The sequence below is a fragment of the Anaerostipes sp. Marseille-Q3525 genome, assembly GCF_018223505.1.
GTDB lineage: Bacteria > Bacillota > Clostridia > Lachnospirales > Lachnospiraceae > Anaerostipes > Anaerostipes amylophilus.
Genome location: NZ_JAGTTT010000014.1, coordinates 23,035 through 40,556, shown reverse-complemented (window position 1 = coordinate 40,556; position 17,522 = coordinate 23,035). Strand labels below are relative to the sequence as shown.

At 35.9% G+C, this 17,522-nt stretch carries 18 protein-coding genes, 4 tRNA genes and 2 other annotated features (1 of these 24 running past the window's edge); of the genes, 4 read left to right on the top strand and 18 right to left on the bottom strand.

All coding sequences use genetic code 11. From position 1 onward, the window contains the following. Positions 1–237 precede the first annotated feature (237 nt). Positions 238–876, top strand: coding sequence for a LexA family protein (locus KE503_RS08150; protein ID WP_212384952.1), 639 nt, complete (start codon positions 238–240; stop codon positions 874–876). A 170-nt stretch (positions 877–1,046) separates the two neighbouring features. Here the strand turns inward: KE503_RS08150 and KE503_RS08145 are convergent, their stop codons facing one another. Beyond that, on the bottom strand, positions 1,047–1,736 hold the full coding sequence (locus KE503_RS08145; protein ID WP_212384951.1) for a hypothetical protein: 690 nt from the start codon (positions 1,734–1,736) through the stop codon (positions 1,047–1,049). 667 nt (positions 1,737–2,403) lie between these two features. Between KE503_RS08145 and KE503_RS08140 the strand changes: the two genes are divergently transcribed. Then, the gene (locus KE503_RS08140) at positions 2,404–3,594 is read left to right on the top strand and encodes a tyrosine-type recombinase/integrase (RefSeq protein WP_212384950.1); all 1,191 of its coding nucleotides are present in this window, start codon (positions 2,404–2,406) and stop codon (positions 3,592–3,594) included. An 85-nt stretch (positions 3,595–3,679) separates the two neighbouring features. On the opposite strand, the gene KE503_RS08135 is transcribed toward KE503_RS08140, so the two are convergent. From KE503_RS08135 to KE503_RS08110, 6 genes are all read right to left on the bottom strand, one after another. Then, a tRNA-Glu gene (locus KE503_RS08135) sits at positions 3,680–3,751 on the bottom strand. Positions 3,752–3,826: 75 nt separating this feature from the next. Continuing rightward, positions 3,827–4,411, bottom strand: coding sequence for a cytidylate kinase-like family protein (locus tag KE503_RS08130; protein WP_055197405.1), 585 nt, complete (start codon positions 4,409–4,411; stop codon positions 3,827–3,829). 20 nt (positions 4,412–4,431) lie between these two features. Beyond that, complete coding sequence (locus KE503_RS08125) at positions 4,432–5,124, bottom strand: LrgB family protein (protein WP_022375385.1); 693 nt, start codon at positions 5,122–5,124, stop codon at positions 4,432–4,434. Further along, positions 5,117–5,476: a CidA/LrgA family protein gene (locus KE503_RS08120; RefSeq protein ID WP_022375386.1), complete on the bottom strand. Its 360-nt coding sequence runs from the start codon at positions 5,474–5,476 to the stop codon at positions 5,117–5,119. Before KE503_RS08120 ends, KE503_RS08125 begins: the two co-directional genes overlap by 8 nt. 146 nt (positions 5,477–5,622) lie before the next feature. Continuing rightward, on the bottom strand, positions 5,623–8,730 hold the full coding sequence (locus KE503_RS08115; protein WP_212384949.1) for a glycosyl hydrolase 53 family protein: 3,108 nt from the start codon (positions 8,728–8,730) through the stop codon (positions 5,623–5,625). Between the two features lie 58 nt (positions 8,731–8,788). Next, complete coding sequence (locus KE503_RS08110) at positions 8,789–10,108, bottom strand: C39 family peptidase (protein ID WP_249183008.1); 1,320 nt, start codon at positions 10,106–10,108, stop codon at positions 8,789–8,791. A gap of 71 nt (positions 10,109–10,179) precedes the next feature. Between KE503_RS08110 and KE503_RS08105 the strand changes: the two genes are divergently transcribed. Further along, positions 10,180–10,252, top strand: a tRNA-Thr gene (locus KE503_RS08105). A gap of 52 nt (positions 10,253–10,304) precedes the next feature. On the opposite strand, the gene KE503_RS08100 is transcribed toward KE503_RS08105, so the two are convergent. The 8 genes from KE503_RS08100 to KE503_RS08065 form a co-directional block, all read right to left on the bottom strand. Next, a complete protein-coding gene (locus tag KE503_RS08100; RefSeq protein WP_022375389.1) occupies positions 10,305–10,907 on the bottom strand; it encodes a sigma-70 family RNA polymerase sigma factor in 603 nt (200 codons plus the stop codon). Between the two features lie 2 nt (positions 10,908–10,909). Next, positions 10,910–11,650: a 23S rRNA (guanosine(2251)-2'-O)-methyltransferase RlmB gene (gene rlmB, locus KE503_RS08095; RefSeq protein WP_212384948.1), complete on the bottom strand. Its 741-nt coding sequence runs from the start codon at positions 11,648–11,650 to the stop codon at positions 10,910–10,912. Beyond that, the gene (locus KE503_RS08090; RefSeq protein ID WP_022375391.1) at positions 11,640–12,095 is read right to left on the bottom strand and encodes a Mini-ribonuclease 3; all 456 of its coding nucleotides are present in this window, start codon (positions 12,093–12,095) and stop codon (positions 11,640–11,642) included. The genes rlmB and KE503_RS08090 overlap by 11 nt, the downstream gene beginning before the upstream one ends. Then, the gene (cysS, locus tag KE503_RS08085) at positions 12,080–13,483 is read right to left on the bottom strand and encodes a cysteine--tRNA ligase (protein WP_022375392.1); all 1,404 of its coding nucleotides are present in this window, start codon (positions 13,481–13,483) and stop codon (positions 12,080–12,082) included. The genes KE503_RS08090 and cysS overlap by 16 nt, the downstream gene beginning before the upstream one ends. Beyond that, positions 13,480–14,172, bottom strand: coding sequence for a serine O-acetyltransferase EpsC (gene epsC, locus KE503_RS08080; RefSeq protein ID WP_212384990.1), 693 nt, complete (start codon positions 14,170–14,172; stop codon positions 13,480–13,482). Before epsC ends, cysS begins: the two co-directional genes overlap by 4 nt. A gap of 91 nt (positions 14,173–14,263) precedes the next feature. Further along, positions 14,264–14,519: a binding site (T-box leader), on the bottom strand. 70 nt (positions 14,520–14,589) lie between these two features. Continuing rightward, complete coding sequence (locus KE503_RS08075; protein WP_212384947.1) at positions 14,590–15,147, bottom strand: biotin transporter BioY; 558 nt, start codon at positions 15,145–15,147, stop codon at positions 14,590–14,592. A 211-nt stretch (positions 15,148–15,358) separates the two neighbouring features. After that, a complete protein-coding gene (locus KE503_RS08070) occupies positions 15,359–15,538 on the bottom strand; it encodes a hypothetical protein (protein WP_022375395.1) in 180 nt (59 codons plus the stop codon). Continuing rightward, positions 15,507–16,103 carry a sugar O-acetyltransferase gene (locus tag KE503_RS08065; RefSeq protein WP_055197393.1) on the bottom strand — a complete coding sequence of 199 codons (597 nt, stop codon included), beginning with the start codon at positions 16,101–16,103 and terminating at the stop codon, positions 15,507–15,509. Before KE503_RS08065 ends, KE503_RS08070 begins: the two co-directional genes overlap by 32 nt. Positions 16,104–16,222: 119 nt before the next feature. On the opposite strand from KE503_RS08065, the gene KE503_RS08060 reads away from it, so the two are divergent. Next, positions 16,223–16,459, top strand: coding sequence for an HPr family phosphocarrier protein (locus KE503_RS08060; RefSeq protein ID WP_081020062.1), 237 nt, complete (start codon positions 16,223–16,225; stop codon positions 16,457–16,459). 133 nt (positions 16,460–16,592) lie between these two features. On the opposite strand, the gene KE503_RS08055 is transcribed toward KE503_RS08060, so the two are convergent. The 3 genes from KE503_RS08055 to KE503_RS08045 form a co-directional block, all read right to left on the bottom strand. Continuing rightward, positions 16,593–16,665, bottom strand: a tRNA-Lys gene (locus KE503_RS08055). Between the two features lie 4 nt (positions 16,666–16,669). Then, positions 16,670–16,740, bottom strand: a tRNA-Gln gene (locus KE503_RS08050). A 72-nt stretch (positions 16,741–16,812) separates the two neighbouring features. Further along, the gene (locus KE503_RS08045) at positions 16,813–17,196 is read right to left on the bottom strand and encodes a hypothetical protein (protein ID WP_022375713.1); all 384 of its coding nucleotides are present in this window, start codon (positions 17,194–17,196) and stop codon (positions 16,813–16,815) included. A 148-nt stretch (positions 17,197–17,344) separates the two neighbouring features. Further along, positions 17,345–17,522 (top strand) — a binding site (T-box leader) (it continues 67 nt past the right edge of the window).

The window sequence follows — 17,522 nt, the reverse complement described above, 5'->3', positions numbered from 1 at the left end:
CACTGATAAGATTGATAATAGCTACGGCAAGTACGATGGTTTCGGGATCGTGCTTGTCTTTTTTATTACTCTTTTTACTCATTTGCTCTCCTTTCTTTTTTGCATCGTTTCCTTGTTACAATTATATTGTACGCTAACTTTAAGTTAATGTCAATACTAAAAGTTAACTTTTTTCACTTTTATCCTTGCTAAAAGTTTATTCTCATTATATAATCTAGTTAGGAGGTAATTCTATATATGGTAGAAAAACAATTTAATGAAATTTTTTCCAAAAATTTAGTTCATTTTTTAAAAATAAATCAAATGACTCAAGCTGAACTAGCGGAAAGATTAGGTGTAAGCACCGCCACCACTTCCAACTGGTGCAAAGGTTTAAAATCTCCAAGAATGGATAAGGTTGATAAAATGTGTAAGATATTCGGATGCTTACGTTCTGATTTAATGGAAGATAAAGGATTTCTTCGTGGCAAGAAGCAGTCTAAAGGATTTTTGGTTAACGTCCTCGGCCGTGTAGCTGCAGGTATTCCTATCGAAGCGATCACTGATATTGTCGATCAGGAAGAAATATCCGAAGATCTTGCAAAGACTGGCGAATTTTTCGGTTTACGAATCCAGGGAAATAGTATGGAACCTGATATACATAACGGAGATACTGTGATTGTCAAGAAGCAGGATGATGCAGAAACGAATGAGATCGTGATCGCTTTAATTAATGGAAATGATGGTGTTTGTAAAAGGCTTAAGAAGTATGCTGAAAGTATTGCTTTGGTGTCTATTAATCCAGATTATGAACCGATGTATTTTAATCAGGAGGAAATTGATAATACTCCTGTAAGAATTATTGGAAAGGTTGTAGAGCTTCGAAGAAAGTTATAGTTGCGATGTCGCAAAAAGGAGGAAAGAAATGAATCATACTAATAACAGCCCAAAACCAAGTGGAACATCTCCGCATAAGCCTTCTGGCAGTGGTGGTGTTCGTGTTCCAGAAACAGGAAGAGGTCCGAGAAAGCCAAGAAAATAAGAGGCTTTGATCAGCCCCTTACTTCTTATAATTTATCATATTTGTCCAAGTCGTAAAATTTAATTAGTGTATCGGTTTGTGGATCGTAATATTCTAACTCACTGCATGGGAATATTCGGTACTCCACAGGTCTTTTCTGATCATCTTGCAATAGTTCTTTTACATAATCAGAATTTCTTAACGCTAATTTTTTACCTTGGTTTTGTGGTGGATCATAAGCAGCTATTAATCCTGCTGTTACTAAATTAGTTCCTTTATAAACTGCCACCGCTTTGTTCATTGTATCGATAATATCTGCTGAATTAAAAATTGCGTTAAAAGTGTCAGATTGTTCTACTTCTAATGGTCTACCTAACATTTTATTTACAAAATTGACAGCTTTTCTAAAAATTTTAATTCCGAACAGGTACCATATAATAATCACTGCAACACTTACGGCTATGGTCATAATGCAATATTTCGCCATAAACATTGGATAATTAAAATTAATTGTATGTTTTGAACTTAAATACTGTACAAATTTTTTGATATCGTTTTGCATCAATAAAATATTAATAAATAACACAGCCGCGCAAAAGGCTACTGACTCTGCAATTTCCACCGATTTATCTTGCTGCTGTCTTGCGTTTAGTCTTATATATGTATGATATAAAATATGAATTGCGGCCGGTACCGTAAATATGATCAGAAAATAAAGGTTGTCAAATATTTGCATTATGCTCTCCTTCCGTTTTTTGTTTTTATTATACAACAATTTGCAATGAATTTATAGTTGTATTCCGAACTTATAATAATTATCTGGAAGGTCGTGGAACTTCGGAGGAAATTGTAGTTGCGATATCGCAACATTTTAGACCCATATAAAAATATATAAAATAATTGACATTCCATGTCATATAATGGTAATCTAAAAAGAGAAATGGTCGTTGTTTAAAATGACTAGCATTATCCCCTCTTACCATTATATGTGGAAAGAGGGGATTTTACTTTTTATCAATATATTTACACGAGATATAATATATGTTAGAATTTATTTACATTGCTCCTTGCGAGCCCAACTTAAATAGACTTTGCCCCTTTGCGGGCCGAACATTGTAAAGACCTCGTGGAAACACGGGGTCTTTTATGTTATATAACTATAATTAACCTGTTTTTGTCAGAGTCTGACAAAACAACTTGCTAAATACCATTTTCCCGATATCGGCAAAATGGTCAAAATAAAAAACCGCCTGGCTGACAACCAGACGGAATTTAGAAACCTATCAACAACGTGGTGTATGATATGCTTCTGACTCAACACCAGAATTATATCATACACCCACCAATTTTACAAATTGAGAGGGTGTATTTTTTGTACCCTTTTTTGAGAAAGGATGTTACATATGTCTGTTGTTACAAAAACCTACACAAGTAAAAAAACAGGAAAAACTAAAAAAAGTTATTGTGCCGTTCAATGGCATCCCCTTCTAAAGCATCAGGTAACTGGTCCTCGCCGATCTAACAAAAAAGTTGCTAAACAAGATGATGCTAAACTTACCCTTCAAATTAAAAAGGAAGTTAGAGAGCAAAAAGTAAAGCAGCAATCAAAAGAACTTTTTGGTAAAGTTGCAGATGAATGGTTAGCTGCAAACAAAAAAACTTATGCTGATCAGACTTACAGGACTTATCGCGGATATTTAGACCGATATATCTTCCCTGTGTTTGAGGATGTTCCAATTTCCGAAATCGAACCTCAGCATATTTTGAATTTTAAAAAGAGTTTGGAAGATGGAAACAATCCAAAGAAACGCAAATACGGAGCCGAGACAGTAAATAAAAACATTAATATCCTCTGTGATGTGTTTAATTTTGCCATATATCCGCTTAAATTGATTGATGGTAAAGATAACCCAATGATCGGAATTAAAAGAAATAAGGTGCCATACATTGCTAAACCGACGTGGTCTGATGAACAGATCTCTCTCTTTCTAACTTCCAGAGAAGCAAAAGAAAGTCATTATTATGCAATGTTTTGCTGTCAGATTCTTCTTGGTCCACGTCCTAGCGAGACATGTGGGCTTGCAGAATCCGATTATGATCCTGACCGCCAGTGTTTCTATATGCACAGGACTTTGAACAAATATGGAGTTCTTGAAGACAATATGAAGGGAACAAATTCTTTTAGAGCTGTTTATCTTCCCTCTACCCTCAATCAGATTGTGAAGAAAAAGTTATTATGGAAAAAAGAAATGAGACTTCAATATCCAGATTTATTTGATAACGATTTTCTTTTTAATACAGAGATCGGTACTCCTGTCCGTCCTGATCATCTGTATCGGATGTTTACCAGAACCGAAGATCGCTACAACATGAATCATAAAGAAAAGCTTCCTGTAATCACTTTATACGAATGCCGTCATACTTTTGCAACAACCAACTATGAACGTGGAGAATCAGATAAGATCTTATCTGAGATCATGGGGAACACTCCAGCTACATTTCTTCAAAAATATGCGCATATTCATATGGACAGAAAGCAGAAATCTTTGGACTCCTTCGAGGATATCATTTTTAAGTCAGGGAACGAAAATTAAATTTTGTTGGCGAAGTTTGTTGGCGAAGTTTTTTTCAGAAAAATAAAAAAGCTACAAACCGCATAAATACGAAGTTTGTAGCTTATGACTCCAACGAGAATCGAACTCGTGATTCGACCTTGAGAGGGTCGCGTCTTAACCGCTTGACCATGGAGCCAGATATATTCGAGGTGGTCTGTTGCAACCACCTCTATTTATTATACGGATTATTTTTAAAATGTCAATACTTTTTTTAAATTAATTTTCTTATTTTTAAATAATCAAGAATCATCTCCACACATCCATCAATTCCAAGAATCCCTTCATCCAAACATAGCTCATATCCCTTAGATGCGCCCCATATCTCGTCTGTATAATATTTGTGAAACTCATATCGCTTAGAATCTTCTGTTTCAATTTCTTTTTGTGCCTGTTCTTTCGTAATCCCAAGATTTTTCATCAGATTATTTACACGGATTTCTTTCTTCGCATGTAGAAAAATTCTCACAGTATTCGGACGATCTCTAAACAGATAATTCCCACAACTATCCATCACAATTCCACCTGTATCTCCTACGATATTTTTTATGATTCCAAATGGCACATCATTTGATCTTACGCTTTCACTCATTGCGATCGCATATAATAGACTATTTACTTTCCGATCATTAAAGAACGCATTTAATTCATCATATTCATCACTACCTTCTACAGCTCTTAGAAGATGAGCTTTGTCATATAACGGAAGATCAAATTTTCTTCGAATTTTCTCTGCAATCTTTTCTCCCATTGTTCCATGTTCTCTTCCGATCGTAATGATCATTTTTTCATCTGCCATGATTTTTTTCCTCCTCTTGGTTAAATAAACTGAGCAAATCCTGATATAAATACAACGGTCAAAAGTCCTGCTACTGCCACTGCCAGACTACTCATCGCACCCTCTACCGGACCCATTTCAATTGCTCTTGCCGTTCCGATCGCATGGGATGCCGTTCCAAGCGCAAGTCCTTTAGCCAACGGATTTTTTATTTTAAAGATACGAAATACTGTATCTGCGATCACATTTCCAAGAATTCCTGTGATAATGATCACTGCAACAGTAATCGTTACAATTCCTCCAAGTTCTTCTGACAAACCAATTCCGATTGCTGTTGTAATCGATTTCGGAAGCATTGTTACATACTGTTGATGATTAAATCCAAACAACATACAAAGAACAAAAATCCCAAACAAACTTGCCAATGTTCCAGATAAAATTCCACATACAACTGCAACCATATTTTTCTTTAATAGTTCAAGCTGTTCATATAATGGAACTGCCAGGCACACTGTTGCCGGTGTCAGCAGATAAGATATGTACTTTGCACTTGCATTGTATACTTCATAGCTGATTCCTAATCCTTTTAATGCAATGATCACAATAATAATAGATACAAGCAATGGATTCAAAACTGCCAAGCCAAATTTCTTCTTTAAAAATAATCCAATCTCATATGCGATCAAACTGATCGTTACTCCTACAAACATTGATTGTCTGAACACTTCATTCATTTTTGATTCCTCTCTTTTGTGCTATCATTTGTGCAACTCTTCCTGTAACTGCCATAACAAATACCGTGATCACTACCGTAATGATCATGATTGGTACTATCAAGGGTCTTAAAACTCCCCATGAATCAATCAGACCAGCCGCTGCTGGGATAAACATGACCGGCATAATTTCAATCAGAAAAAAAGCTGCATCCTTGACCTGACTTGTTTTTAAAACGCCAGTCATCAAACATACAAGCATCAACACAAGTCCATACACACTTGCCGGTATTGGCAATGGTATGAACATCTTAAGCACTTCTCCCAAAAAAGAGAGAAGCAAAATAATCATAAATTGTCTAAGAAATTTCATACAATCCTCCAGTTTTTCATATTAAGTCTTCTCTTGTGTATACAATATTATGGTACTACCAACTTTTAATGTCAATACTTTGCTTGAAATAAATACTTGAAAAAAATAGAATCCTGCACTTACAGGATTCTATTTTTTTCACTTTGTTATTTTATAATTTTTGCTGCTTTCGAATTGATATATCCAACAAACTTTCCTGATTTTGTATATAAAGATAAATACTTATATCCATTTTCATGTTTATATCTATATTTTGCTGTATATGTTTTCTTATAAACTTTTGTCTTTGATGTCTTCCATGAAAAGTTCTTATATAATTTATAATTTTTCTTTGTAATCTTTACACGTTTTCCATATTTATATGCTTTACCTTGTTCTGGCTGTGTGGCATATCCTAAACGTTTTACAGCTTTCTGATTGATATATCCGACAAATTTTCCTGCCTTTGTATATAATTCTAAATATGTAGATCCATTCTGATGTGAATATTTATATTTAGCTACATACGTTTTTTTGTATGGATTTACTTTGGTTTTTTTCCAGCTAAAATTACTATAAACTTTGTATTTCTTGCTTGTAACTTTCACACGGTAATTGTAATTGATCGCAACACCTTGTGGTAATTTCTTGTATGTGACTTTCTGCTGTGCAATTCCTTCTTTTGTTCCTTTTATTGTCAGCTTATAAGAATCTTTATCTGGTGCATATCCTGCAACTTTCGGCAATGTAACTGTTTTTGTCTTACCTACTTCAACTTTTACATACTGTGTTACAGCAATCTGTTTTCCGTTTTTATCACAAATGTTAATTGCTACGATCTGTTCTGCACCTTTGGATACAGAATCTTTGTAAAATCTAAGTGATTGAAGCGGATGTCCGTTAAAATCAAACAACGTTATATTATCCCAGCTGCAGCCACCCCATGCCGGCTGTCCATTATAATAGAGTTTCTGTGCTACAAAGTAATCTTTCGCACCAGCAGATGCCCAGCCTGTTCCATATTTGTCTGCCTGCTCTTTGTTATATTTCCAATAGGTCTGTCCTGCTCTTACAGGAATCCATGCACCTTCCCAATAAAATGCACCTAAACCATTTCCTTTTGACATCACTGTTTTATAAAGGTCTGTCAATTCATCTACCTGTCCTTGTGGACTCACAGAATAAGCACTTGTATTGGCACTCTCTCCAATCGTGTTTCCTGTTCCATCTGCATCTTTTAAACTATTTGCCCAGCCTGTTTCCAATACTGCAAATAGTTTACCATAAGATGCAGCTAAATCCTGGACTTTAGATAAAGTTTCTGGTGTATTTGCTTTTGCCCAAGTTGACCAGAATGGATAATAGGAAGATCCTAACACATCATAATCTACCTTATCACGCTTCCATGTATTCATAATATCCTGATATTTTTTAACATTTGGTGTTTCGAGATGTAATGCTACTAAACTTTCAGGCAAAGTTTCTCTTACTGCCTTAATTCCAGCTTTCAAATATGTATTGATCTTTGTTGATTTCTTTTTATCTCCCCATACTGCATCGTATGTTTTTCCAGCATCTCTGTTTAAATAAATTCCAAAACCACCATTCGTCAATTCATTTCCAACCTGTGCCATTCCAACATCTGCACCTGCTTCTTTAAACTTCTGAATTGTTTCTTTTGTAAACTGATAAATGTTATCGCACATCTTTGTCTCATCATTCTCGTCGGCTTTCCATGCTTTTGGAAGTAACTGCACAGATGGATCTGTCCAAAAATCAGAATAATGGAAATCTAATAAAATCTTCATATCGTATTTTGTTGCTTCTTTGGCAATCTTAAGTCCGGTTTTGACATCATTTCCACCGCCGCCATAAGTTTCGCCATCCTTATTAAATGGGTCATTCCAAATACGGATTCTTATATAATTCACTCCATTGTCATGCAAAACCTTCAATAAAGATTCTTCATTTCCATCATTATCATAGTATTTGACACCTGCATTCTTTAGTGCCTCATATGATGAGATATCCATTCCTCTCATTGCATTTTCTGACATACCTGTGACTTTTTTGATCGTAACTTTCTGATCCTTTAATCCAGATTCTCCTCCATAGATCCATGGATCAACACTTACATTTGTATCGTCTCCTTTTCCTTGTGCATATGCAAAAATTGAAAGAGACATTGCTGCCTGTCCATTATCAAAAAATGAATTCCAACCATCAACAACTTCTCCCTCATCATAGATGATTCCACCTTTATTCTTGTCATCAATCGTAGCTGTCAGCAGATCATAGATATTCTTTGTCTGTGTATACACACTTGTTTTCGCTTCATCATCATTTCTTGGATATTTCACATTTGAAACAATCAGTTGTGCATCTTTATTCACTCCTGCATCTGCCTGATTATTTTCGAATTCTTTACGTAATTTTTCAATATTCGTATTGGTATTCTCATCTGGATATACATTCACACCAAGATAATCGTATGAAATATTATTCCAATCTCCATTTAACTGGTTTTGTACCCATTTAATATCTGATGGATCATTCGGCATTGAAATACTTACAGCTGTTTTTATATCTTTATAATCTTTCTTAATCTCTTGTGTGATCTTTCCCATCTGCACAAACCCATCATTACCGCTGATTCCAAGGAAATTATAATTCACTTCATTTCCAACCGTCACAATGTCAGGAAGTGCATCATCATCGTCTAAAGCTTTTAACGTAGCTTGTGTATAAGCAATGGCTTTCTCACCTGCATCATCTGATGTCCAGCCGTCTGGAAGATTCTGTGTATTGGCATATGTCATTTCATCTGAATAAAGCAACACTGCATTCGTCCTTAACCCTGCCTTTTTTGCCTCTTTTAATGTTTTCTCGGCATTCTCCAGAGACAGGTATTTATTATCTTTTCCTGGATTCACTGCGATCTTAACAGAGATTGTATTGATTCCCTGTGTTTTTACATACGAAAAGAGATTGTTAACGGCATTTCCTTTATAATCTTTCCATACCTTGTTCCATCCAACATTTTGCTGGTAATGTGAAAAATCAGCACCCAAAATTGTCTTTTCACTATCAATTCCCTCAATCTTTTGATACTGGTCCATTACTTTTTGAGCTGTCTCTTTGCTGCTTTCTGTTTTTGTGGACTCATTTGTTTCCACCACTTCTGGTGTGGATGCAAATACTGAAGTTCCAGCACTTGTTGCTGCAATCATGGACATCATAAGTCCTGCGGCCAGCAGTTGTTTCATTTTCCTCATAAAATTCTACTCTCCTTTTCTTCATTTAATCTTTATACCTTATCATTATAACACATTCTTATCGTAACAACATCATAAAGTTAAATAACTCTTTCTGGAACTGTATATTTTTCACCCGGTCAATCTCTGTTGTGCGGACTCTTGTCCCATAAATGTAAAATGCTGAAGAAGTAAGTCCCCCTCTTTGGACTCTTTCTCTTTTAAACCAGTTTCCAAAAGAACTTGTCGGTCTGCTTTTAATCGGATGTGAATCTAGCACCAGATATTTTTTCGTTTTCGGATTAAAATCTGCGATCGTCACATAATGACCTGGTACATGTGAAATCGCAACATATCCTTTCTGCAGATAGTCTCTGACTTCAGAGAGACTGTAACTTGTTTTTACATAAGAAAATCCATAGGCCTCTCCGAATTCTTTGGCTGCTCCTTTAAAGACCCCATCCTGTGTTCCTGAACCTATGATCCTGTAATGTTTTTTTACTGCAAAATCTGCAAAGAGCATAGGATCTACAAACTGTCCATTTAATGCATAAACTGCATTGGTAATCGCTACAACTCCACATCCTGCTGCCGCCATTTTCCCGCTGTAGTCTGAAACATTTCCATAATCTTTTCTTGCCCATGCCGGATCAAACTGCATAAAGTTTCTATATGGTGTCACATTTTTATTCTGAAGGCGAATAAACTGCCACTGCATTGTCTCATTTCCCGCCTCTTTATCTGTTTTTTGGAAGTTATTTTTTATATCTCCATGTTTCACTAACACAAGGTTTCCATCCTGATCTATGGAAAGATATTTATCTTCTTTCACATTTTTTATATATAAATGATCATATTCTCTTACCAGTTCCCAGTTCGTATCCTGAGATTTCAAATATTTATCTTCTGTCTGGAATTTATACTGCTGGTTTCCTGAAAATGTAATTGTTATGTCTATACCTTCTTTTGTTTTTTTATTCTGTACCCAATACTTTCCATTTCCAATCAATTGTTTTTCGCTTCCATTGTAAGCAATCGCTTCTTTATGATACCTACTTTTTTCAATCCATCCGATGCCATATCCTTTCTTTTTCTCATAAATAACCTGTAAATATCCGGATGCTTTGCTTACAACAATAATCCCTGAATATTTCGGTGCAGATGCAATTTTTTTAGAACCTGAAGAATTCTCATACACATTCATTTTATTTTTCAAAAATGCATATTGTTTCTCATATGATATATCAACGATTTTTCCTTTAAATTCGTTATAAATCGTCTGCGGATTATCAAAATATCCTGGCGCAGCTGCCTGTATCTTTATCGTTGTCTGCATACAAATGATAAGACACAAAATCATACTGATCCATCTCTTTTTTCCCTTATACCACTTTATCATCTGATTTTCCCTTTATTTTATGAATTCTATTGACAGTGTTTCATTTTCATGATAAATTATTAATCGGTTCTGCTGCTGTGGCACAGGAGGTAGCGCACCTCATTGGTAGTGAGGAGGTCACGGGTTCAACTCCCGTCAGCAGCTTATACAAGATTGGCTTAAAACTTATGTTTTAAGCCATTTTTCATTGTATCAACTATTTTCTTTCATCACTTTTAATCTTTTTTCGAATTCTTTGAATCGCATTATCAATTGATTTATCAGTTTTCCCAAGCTTCTTTGCGATCACTGTATAATTATCCCCATTCAGATAGTAATACATAACCTGTTTTTCAAATTTACTTAATTTCTGATTGATCTTTTGATAATAATCTTTAATCTCTTCTTTTCGAAGCAAACTCTCCTCTGGTGTCTCATCAGGATTCTCTAAGATTTCATCAAGTGCAAACTCATTCCCTTGATCTTTATATTCAAACAAAGAAATCGACGTATTCAATGGAATATGTTTTTTTCTATTAAATGCTGTGATCGTTGTATAGATCTGTCTATGCACACACAAATATGCAAATGTCGAAAATGAAGTACTTTTCCCTTCCTGATAAGATGTGATCGCCTTAAAAAGTCCGATCATACCTTCCTGTATCAGATCTTCTTCATCCCCACCTGCAAGGAAAAATTTCCTCGCCTCTTTTCTTACCATATCCCGATATTTCTCTAATAGACACTCCATGGCGTCATCACTGCCACCATGGATCTGTCTTAGCAATTCCTCATCAGAAATTGTTCTTAATTCATTCATTATTATTTTCCCAGTCGTTGTCTTACAACTTCAAATGCCAGAACTCCGGCTGCTACTGATGCATTCAGAGAATCAATATCTCCTTTCATCGGAATTGATGAAATAAAGTCACATTTTTCTTTTACAAGTCGACTAACACCGCTTCCTTCGTTTCCAATCACAAGACCGATGGATCCTGTCAGATTCTGTCGATAGATCACTTCTCCATCCATATCTGCACATGCAAACCACATACCGCGTTCTTTTAACTCATCCATTGCTTTTCCAATATTTGTAACTTTCACTACCGGAGTATAATTGATCGCTCCTGCTGACGTCTTTGCTACAGTTGGTGTGATTCCAACAGCACGATGTTTTGGAATGATCACTCCGTGCGCTCCTGCAAGATTTGCTGTACGAATGATCGCACCAAGATTATGTGGATCTTCAATTCCATCAAGTAAGATAAAGAAAGGATCTTCTCCCTTTTCTTCTGCTCTCTTAAATAGGTCATCTATTGTTCCATATTCATATGCTGCTACAATTGCTACAACACCCTGATGATGCTCATTTGTCAACTGGTTTAGACGCTCTTTGTCTACAAATTTAAGAATCGCGTCTGTTTTCTTTGCCTCTCTTACGATCGTGCGGATTGGTCCATCTTGGCATCCGTCCAGTACAAAAATCTTATCAATTGGTTTCTTTGCTCTCAAAGCCTCGATCACGGCATTACGCCCCGCGATCAGATCTTCTTTATGATTCATGTTTTTCTCCTATTTCTTTTTTCTTATTTAAATCAAAACCGATCCCGATCAATTCGATGATGCGGTCCATATCTCCTGCCAAATATAAATATCCGACTAACGCTTCTACTCCTGTTGCTTTTCTATAATCCATCATAGATGCATTCTTCGCCACAGAACCTGATTTTGAATTTCTCCCGCGTTTGTAAACTGCCATCTCCTCGTCTGTCAAAAATGGCTCTATCTTTTCAAACACTTCTTTTTGCGCAGAAGCTTTTACCATACTGCTTGATTTTTTATGATATTTATTAACACTCATATTTCCAGCAGACATAACGATCGTTCGAATTACGATCTCATAGATTGCATCTCCGATATAAGCAAGAGATAATGGCGAGTAACTTTTTGGATCTAATCCTTCAAGAGACAATCCTTCTTTGATCTTATTAACTAAGCTCTGCTCCATTTTACACCTTCTCTTGTATCTTTTAATACGATACCCTGTTCTAATAACTGATCTCTGATCTCATCAGCTCTTGCAAAATCTTTGTTCTTTCTTGCTGCCTGACGTTCTTCGATCAATTTCTCAATCTCTTCATCTAAGATTTCTTCTTCTTTTGTTGTCTCAATTCCAAGAACTCCACATAGATCTTCTAAAACTTTTAAGACTTTCTTTGCGTAATCCGCACTGAAATCTTTTACCGTTGAGTTTGATTCACGTACGATCTCAAAGATTGCAGAAACGGCATCAGCTGTGTTAAAGTCATCTTCCATCGCATCTTCAAATTTCTTTACAAGTGCTTCTACCTTTGCAAAATGTTCTTTTTCTGCATCACTTAGTGATCCTGTTTCTTCTTTCGCCGCCATCTCTCTGCACAGATCAATTGCTGTTAAGATACGATCTAATCCAGTTTTAGCGCTTTCTACTAATGTATCACTGAAATTTAATGGTGTTCTGTAATGTGCACTTAACATAAAGAAACGGATCACCTGTAATGGATATTTTTCTCCAATCTCACGGACTGTAAAAAAGTTTCCTGCGGATTTGGACATCTTCTTATTATTAATATTTAAAAATCCATTATGCATCCAGTAATTTGCAAACTTCTCATCGTTGCATGCTTCACTTTGTGCGATCTCATTTTCATGATGAGGGAAGATCAAGTCTTCTCCACCTGCATGGATATCGATCGTATCTCCAATGTATTTCTTTGACATCTCGGAACACTCAATATGCCATCCTGGTCTTCCTTCTCCCCATGGAGAATCCCATGCGATTTCTCCCTCTTTCTTTGGTTTCCATAATACGAAATCCAGTGGATCTTTCTTTCCTTCTTCTCCTGTTACTTTGATCTCTCGATGTCCCGCTTCCAGATCATCGATATTTTTCTTAGAAAGTTTTCCATAATCTTTAAAGGATCTTGTCTTAAAGTAAACAGTTCCATCAACTTCATATGCATGCCCTTTTTCGATCAGCGTCTGGATCATCTTGATCATCCCACCAATTTCTTCTGTTGCTCTTGGCTGATGTGTGGCAGGTTTAATATTTAAAGCTTCCATATCCTGTTTACATTCTTTGATATATCTTTCTGCGATCTCTGTCGCTGTCACACCTTCTTCATTTGCCTTCTTGATGATCTTATCATCAACATCTGTAAAATTTGAAACATAATTTACTTCATAACCTTTATATTCAAAGTAACGGCGGACAGTATCAAAAATGATCATCGGTCTTGCATTTCCGATATGGATATAATTATAAACAGTTGGTCCGCACACGTACATTCCAACTTTTCCCGGATGAACCGGTACAAATTCTTCTTTTTGTCTTGTCAGTGTATTGTAAATTTTCATTTTTTATTTTCCCTTCTGATTGCTTCTGAATTCTGGTAATGTATAATAAACGTCTCTAATGCCTGTCGTAATTCTGCGTTTTCTCTTGCAAGTTTCTCAATATCCATATCCACAGGGTTTGGAAGATCGATCTGATCAAGTACCAGACTCTGAATGCGGTTTACTCTCTCTCCATCCTGTTTGACAACTTTTCCAGGAACTCCGACAACCGTAGAGTTCGGTGGCACATCAGATACTACAACACTTCCAGCCCCAATCTTTGAATTCTTCCCAATTGTAATAGAACCTAAAACTTTAGCACCAGAACTGATCATAACATTATCTTCGATCGTTGGATGACGTTTCCCTGTTTCATTTCCAGTTCCGCCCAATGTAACGCCCTGATATAAGGTTACATTATTTCCGATGATCGTTGTCTCTCCAATGACCACTCCATGCCCATGGTCAATGAAGAATCCTTCCCCGATCTGTGCACCTGGGTGAATTTCAATTCCAGTCTTTCTCGCCCATTTCTGCGAAATCTTTCTAGCTTTATAAAACTCTCCCTTCTTATATAATTCGTGTGCAACTCGATGCCAATACAGTGCCTTCACATAAGGATACAAAAAAACTTCTTTCTCTTCCCTTAACGCAGGATCTCTTAGTTTGATCGTATCATATTGGCTTTTCGCAAATTCTCGAAAACCCATCATAGCTTCTAAACCTCCAATATATAGTATGTAATTTACAGGACTTTTTATTTTATTGATCTCTCAAAAAACAAAAAACTTCGTCTCTATATAAAGAGACGAAGTATATCCGCGGTTCCACTCTTTTAAAAGCTTCTGACCTTCTTACTGTATACCTGATTGGTATCATCCGATCAAAATGCCTTCACTTAAATCCGTTAACGCCGGCGACGTACAAAACTACTTGATTCATCTTGTCTGCTCCCAGATGCATTCCAGATATCTTTCCTCAAAGCTGCTTTCAGCCGGTGACAGCTTCTCTCTGACAGTTCCAAATTATCTGTACTAATTCTGTTCATTGCATTTAACTACGAATAGTTTATGCTTTTTCATGCAAAATGTCAACTGATTCTTATTTTTCATACAAAGTATTTATTCTTATTCTGGTAACACTCTTGCTTTTACAACTGCTTTCTTCACAGCACTTCCTGCAATGATCGCAACAATAATCTTAGCTGCATCTCCTGGAAGATATGGAATGACACCTGCATATAATCCCTGAATGAATGTTAAATGCATCTGTGCACAAAGCCAGATCGTTCCAAATGTATAAGTTACCGTTGTTCCCAAAATCATACCGATTGCTGTCATTATGACGTTATTAGAAAATTTTTCTGTAAAAAATCCACTGATCAATGCCAAAAAGATAAATCCAACCAAATATCCTCCTGTCGGTCCTGCAAGTTTGGCAAGTCCTCCGCTAAACCCTGAAAACACTGGAAGTCCTACAGCTCCGATCAATAAATATACAAGATAGCTGATCGTTCCACGTTTCATTCCAATAACCATGATTGAAAAATAAATTACCAGATTGGTAAATGAGATTGGTACTGGTGTAAATGGCAGTGTGATTGACATTGGTCCCAAAATACAAGTTAAAGCTGCCATTAACGCGATCAATGTAAGATCCTGAATTTTCATCGTCTGTTGTCTCATAATAAGTTCTCCTCTTTTTTATCATTTTTCTGATTTTATTGTTATTATAGATTGTTAACTTTAGATTGTCAACCGTTTTATTATTAAAGTTAACAATAAAGGAATTGAAAATACTTTTTTCTATGATTTTTATCTTTCTAGAAGGATTTCACCAAAATTTCCTATCAAACAAAAACACAGATATCTATACATGATATCTGTGTCTCTCTATTTATTCATCATTTTCACTATCAAGAATCCCTAGTTCTTTGATCCGTTCTTCTATCTTCTTCAAAGAATCTTCATACGTTCCTTCTTTGGCTTCTTCTTTCTCATGATTCATCTCATCTAATAATTGATCAATATTCTTGCCCAACGGATTACTCTCCGTCTTTCTTGTCAATAATCCCATACCTGTCTCCTTTTTCTGCTTCTTTGATTACTTTACAAGGATTCCCTGCTGCCACAACATTAGCTGGAACATCTTGTGTCACGACACTTCCTGCTGCTATGACTGTATTATCTCCAATCGTCACACCTGGAAGAATCGTTACTCCACCTCCAATCCAGACTTTATTCCCAATCTTTACTGGAAGTGCCCATTCATATCCTTTTTCACGTCTTCTGGCATCCGTTGGATGATTGACCGTATAAATTCCAACATTCGGCCCTATAAAAACACGATTACCAATCTCGACGCCACCTCCATCAAGAATCGTCAGATTGAAGTTTGAAAAAAAATCATCTCCGATCGTTGTTCGATATCCATAATCCAGATAAAATGGTGCTTCTAAATGAACATTCTGACCTAATTTCCCGAAAATCTGTCCCATTAAATATTTTCTATAGTCCCTATCTTCCTGGCGGCTTTCATTATATTGTTTTGTCAGGGATTTTGCACGATTCCTCTCTTCAATCAAAGAAGTTTCTTCTGCATTGTATATGATTCCCATCAGCATTTTTTGTTTTTCCGTCATTTCATGTCCTCCATTGTTTTTTATTTTACCATACTTTTTTTCTCTAATCTATCGAATTTGACTTTCGATTCAAAAAATTGTAGGATAAAAGAAATCAAATATCATAAGGAGGTTTCAACGTGGAAACAAATTTTACAATTTCACTTGATTCCATTGCAGAAGTGAATGCTTTTGCAAACATGATCGCACATTTTACATCTGAGATTGATCTGTCCTCTGGAAGATATATCGTCAATGCAAAATCTATCATGGGAATCTTCAGCCTTGATCTGACACAACCTTTGACATTAACTGTACACGGAAATGATGAAATTGACGAAATTACAGAAGCAATCGCGCCTTACATCAAAAAATAAAGAAAAACTGGCATCCATTTTAATGCCAGTTTTTCTTTATCATTAATCATTTATTTCATAGGGAATTTCATCAAACTTTCCTGCAAAATAAAAAAACATGATCTAAGTTAATTCTTAAATCATGCTTATCTACTGAGCGTGCGGGGATTCGAACCCCGGACAACTTGATTAAAAGTCAAGTGCTCTACCACCTGAGCTACACACCCTTAACTGGGGTAGCTGGACTCGAACCAGCGGTGCAGGAGTCAGAATCCTGTGCCTTACCACTTGGCGATACCCCATCAATGCGACAGCTCATTTATATTATCATAGCATTACGACATCTGTCAACACTTTTTTTAAATTTTTTTATTTTATTTTCCCAGAGTCAATTCTTTTAGGTACTGACTATTCCAAAATCGCTCTGTCACAGGTTGCCAATACTCAAATACGATTTTTCCTTTATTTCCTTGTTCAGAAAATCTTCCTTTATCCTCTCCCTTTCCTATATAAATCTCGAGAATCTCTCCTCTCCCAGATTCTTTTCCCTGATTATCATAAAAACAAAGTGCCATTCCTTCCCTCAGTTCTCCTCTGACAAATTCAACCTCCATGGAACCTTTTCCTTCTTCTATTTGTTCCATTCGTTCAATATAAGTAAGACTTCCTTCTAATTGATGCAATTTGTAAATCCGTTTTCTTGCTTCTTCATTTTCTTTAGAAGGTTCCTGTTTTTTTAAATATTCAAAAAATCGCATGTTTCTCTCCTCCATTAATCTGTTTTACTTTATCATAATTTTCTTTTCCATAAAAGAGGTCTTTATAAAAATAGTTACACTCACATTTTACACTTTTACAGTTGACACTTTCTTAATTTTATGTTAGATTGTCATTATTGTAAATGATTTAAATACAATGATAAGGAATAGTAGAATATTTGAGATATTCAGAGAGTTGCTGGATGGTGTGAAGCAATTGTTGATGATATTTGAACTCGCCTTTGAGTAGCATGCTGAACTTATAGTAGGTATTGCCGGAGTCCAACCGTTATAATGGAGAGATATCGGTTTTATAACCCGTATCA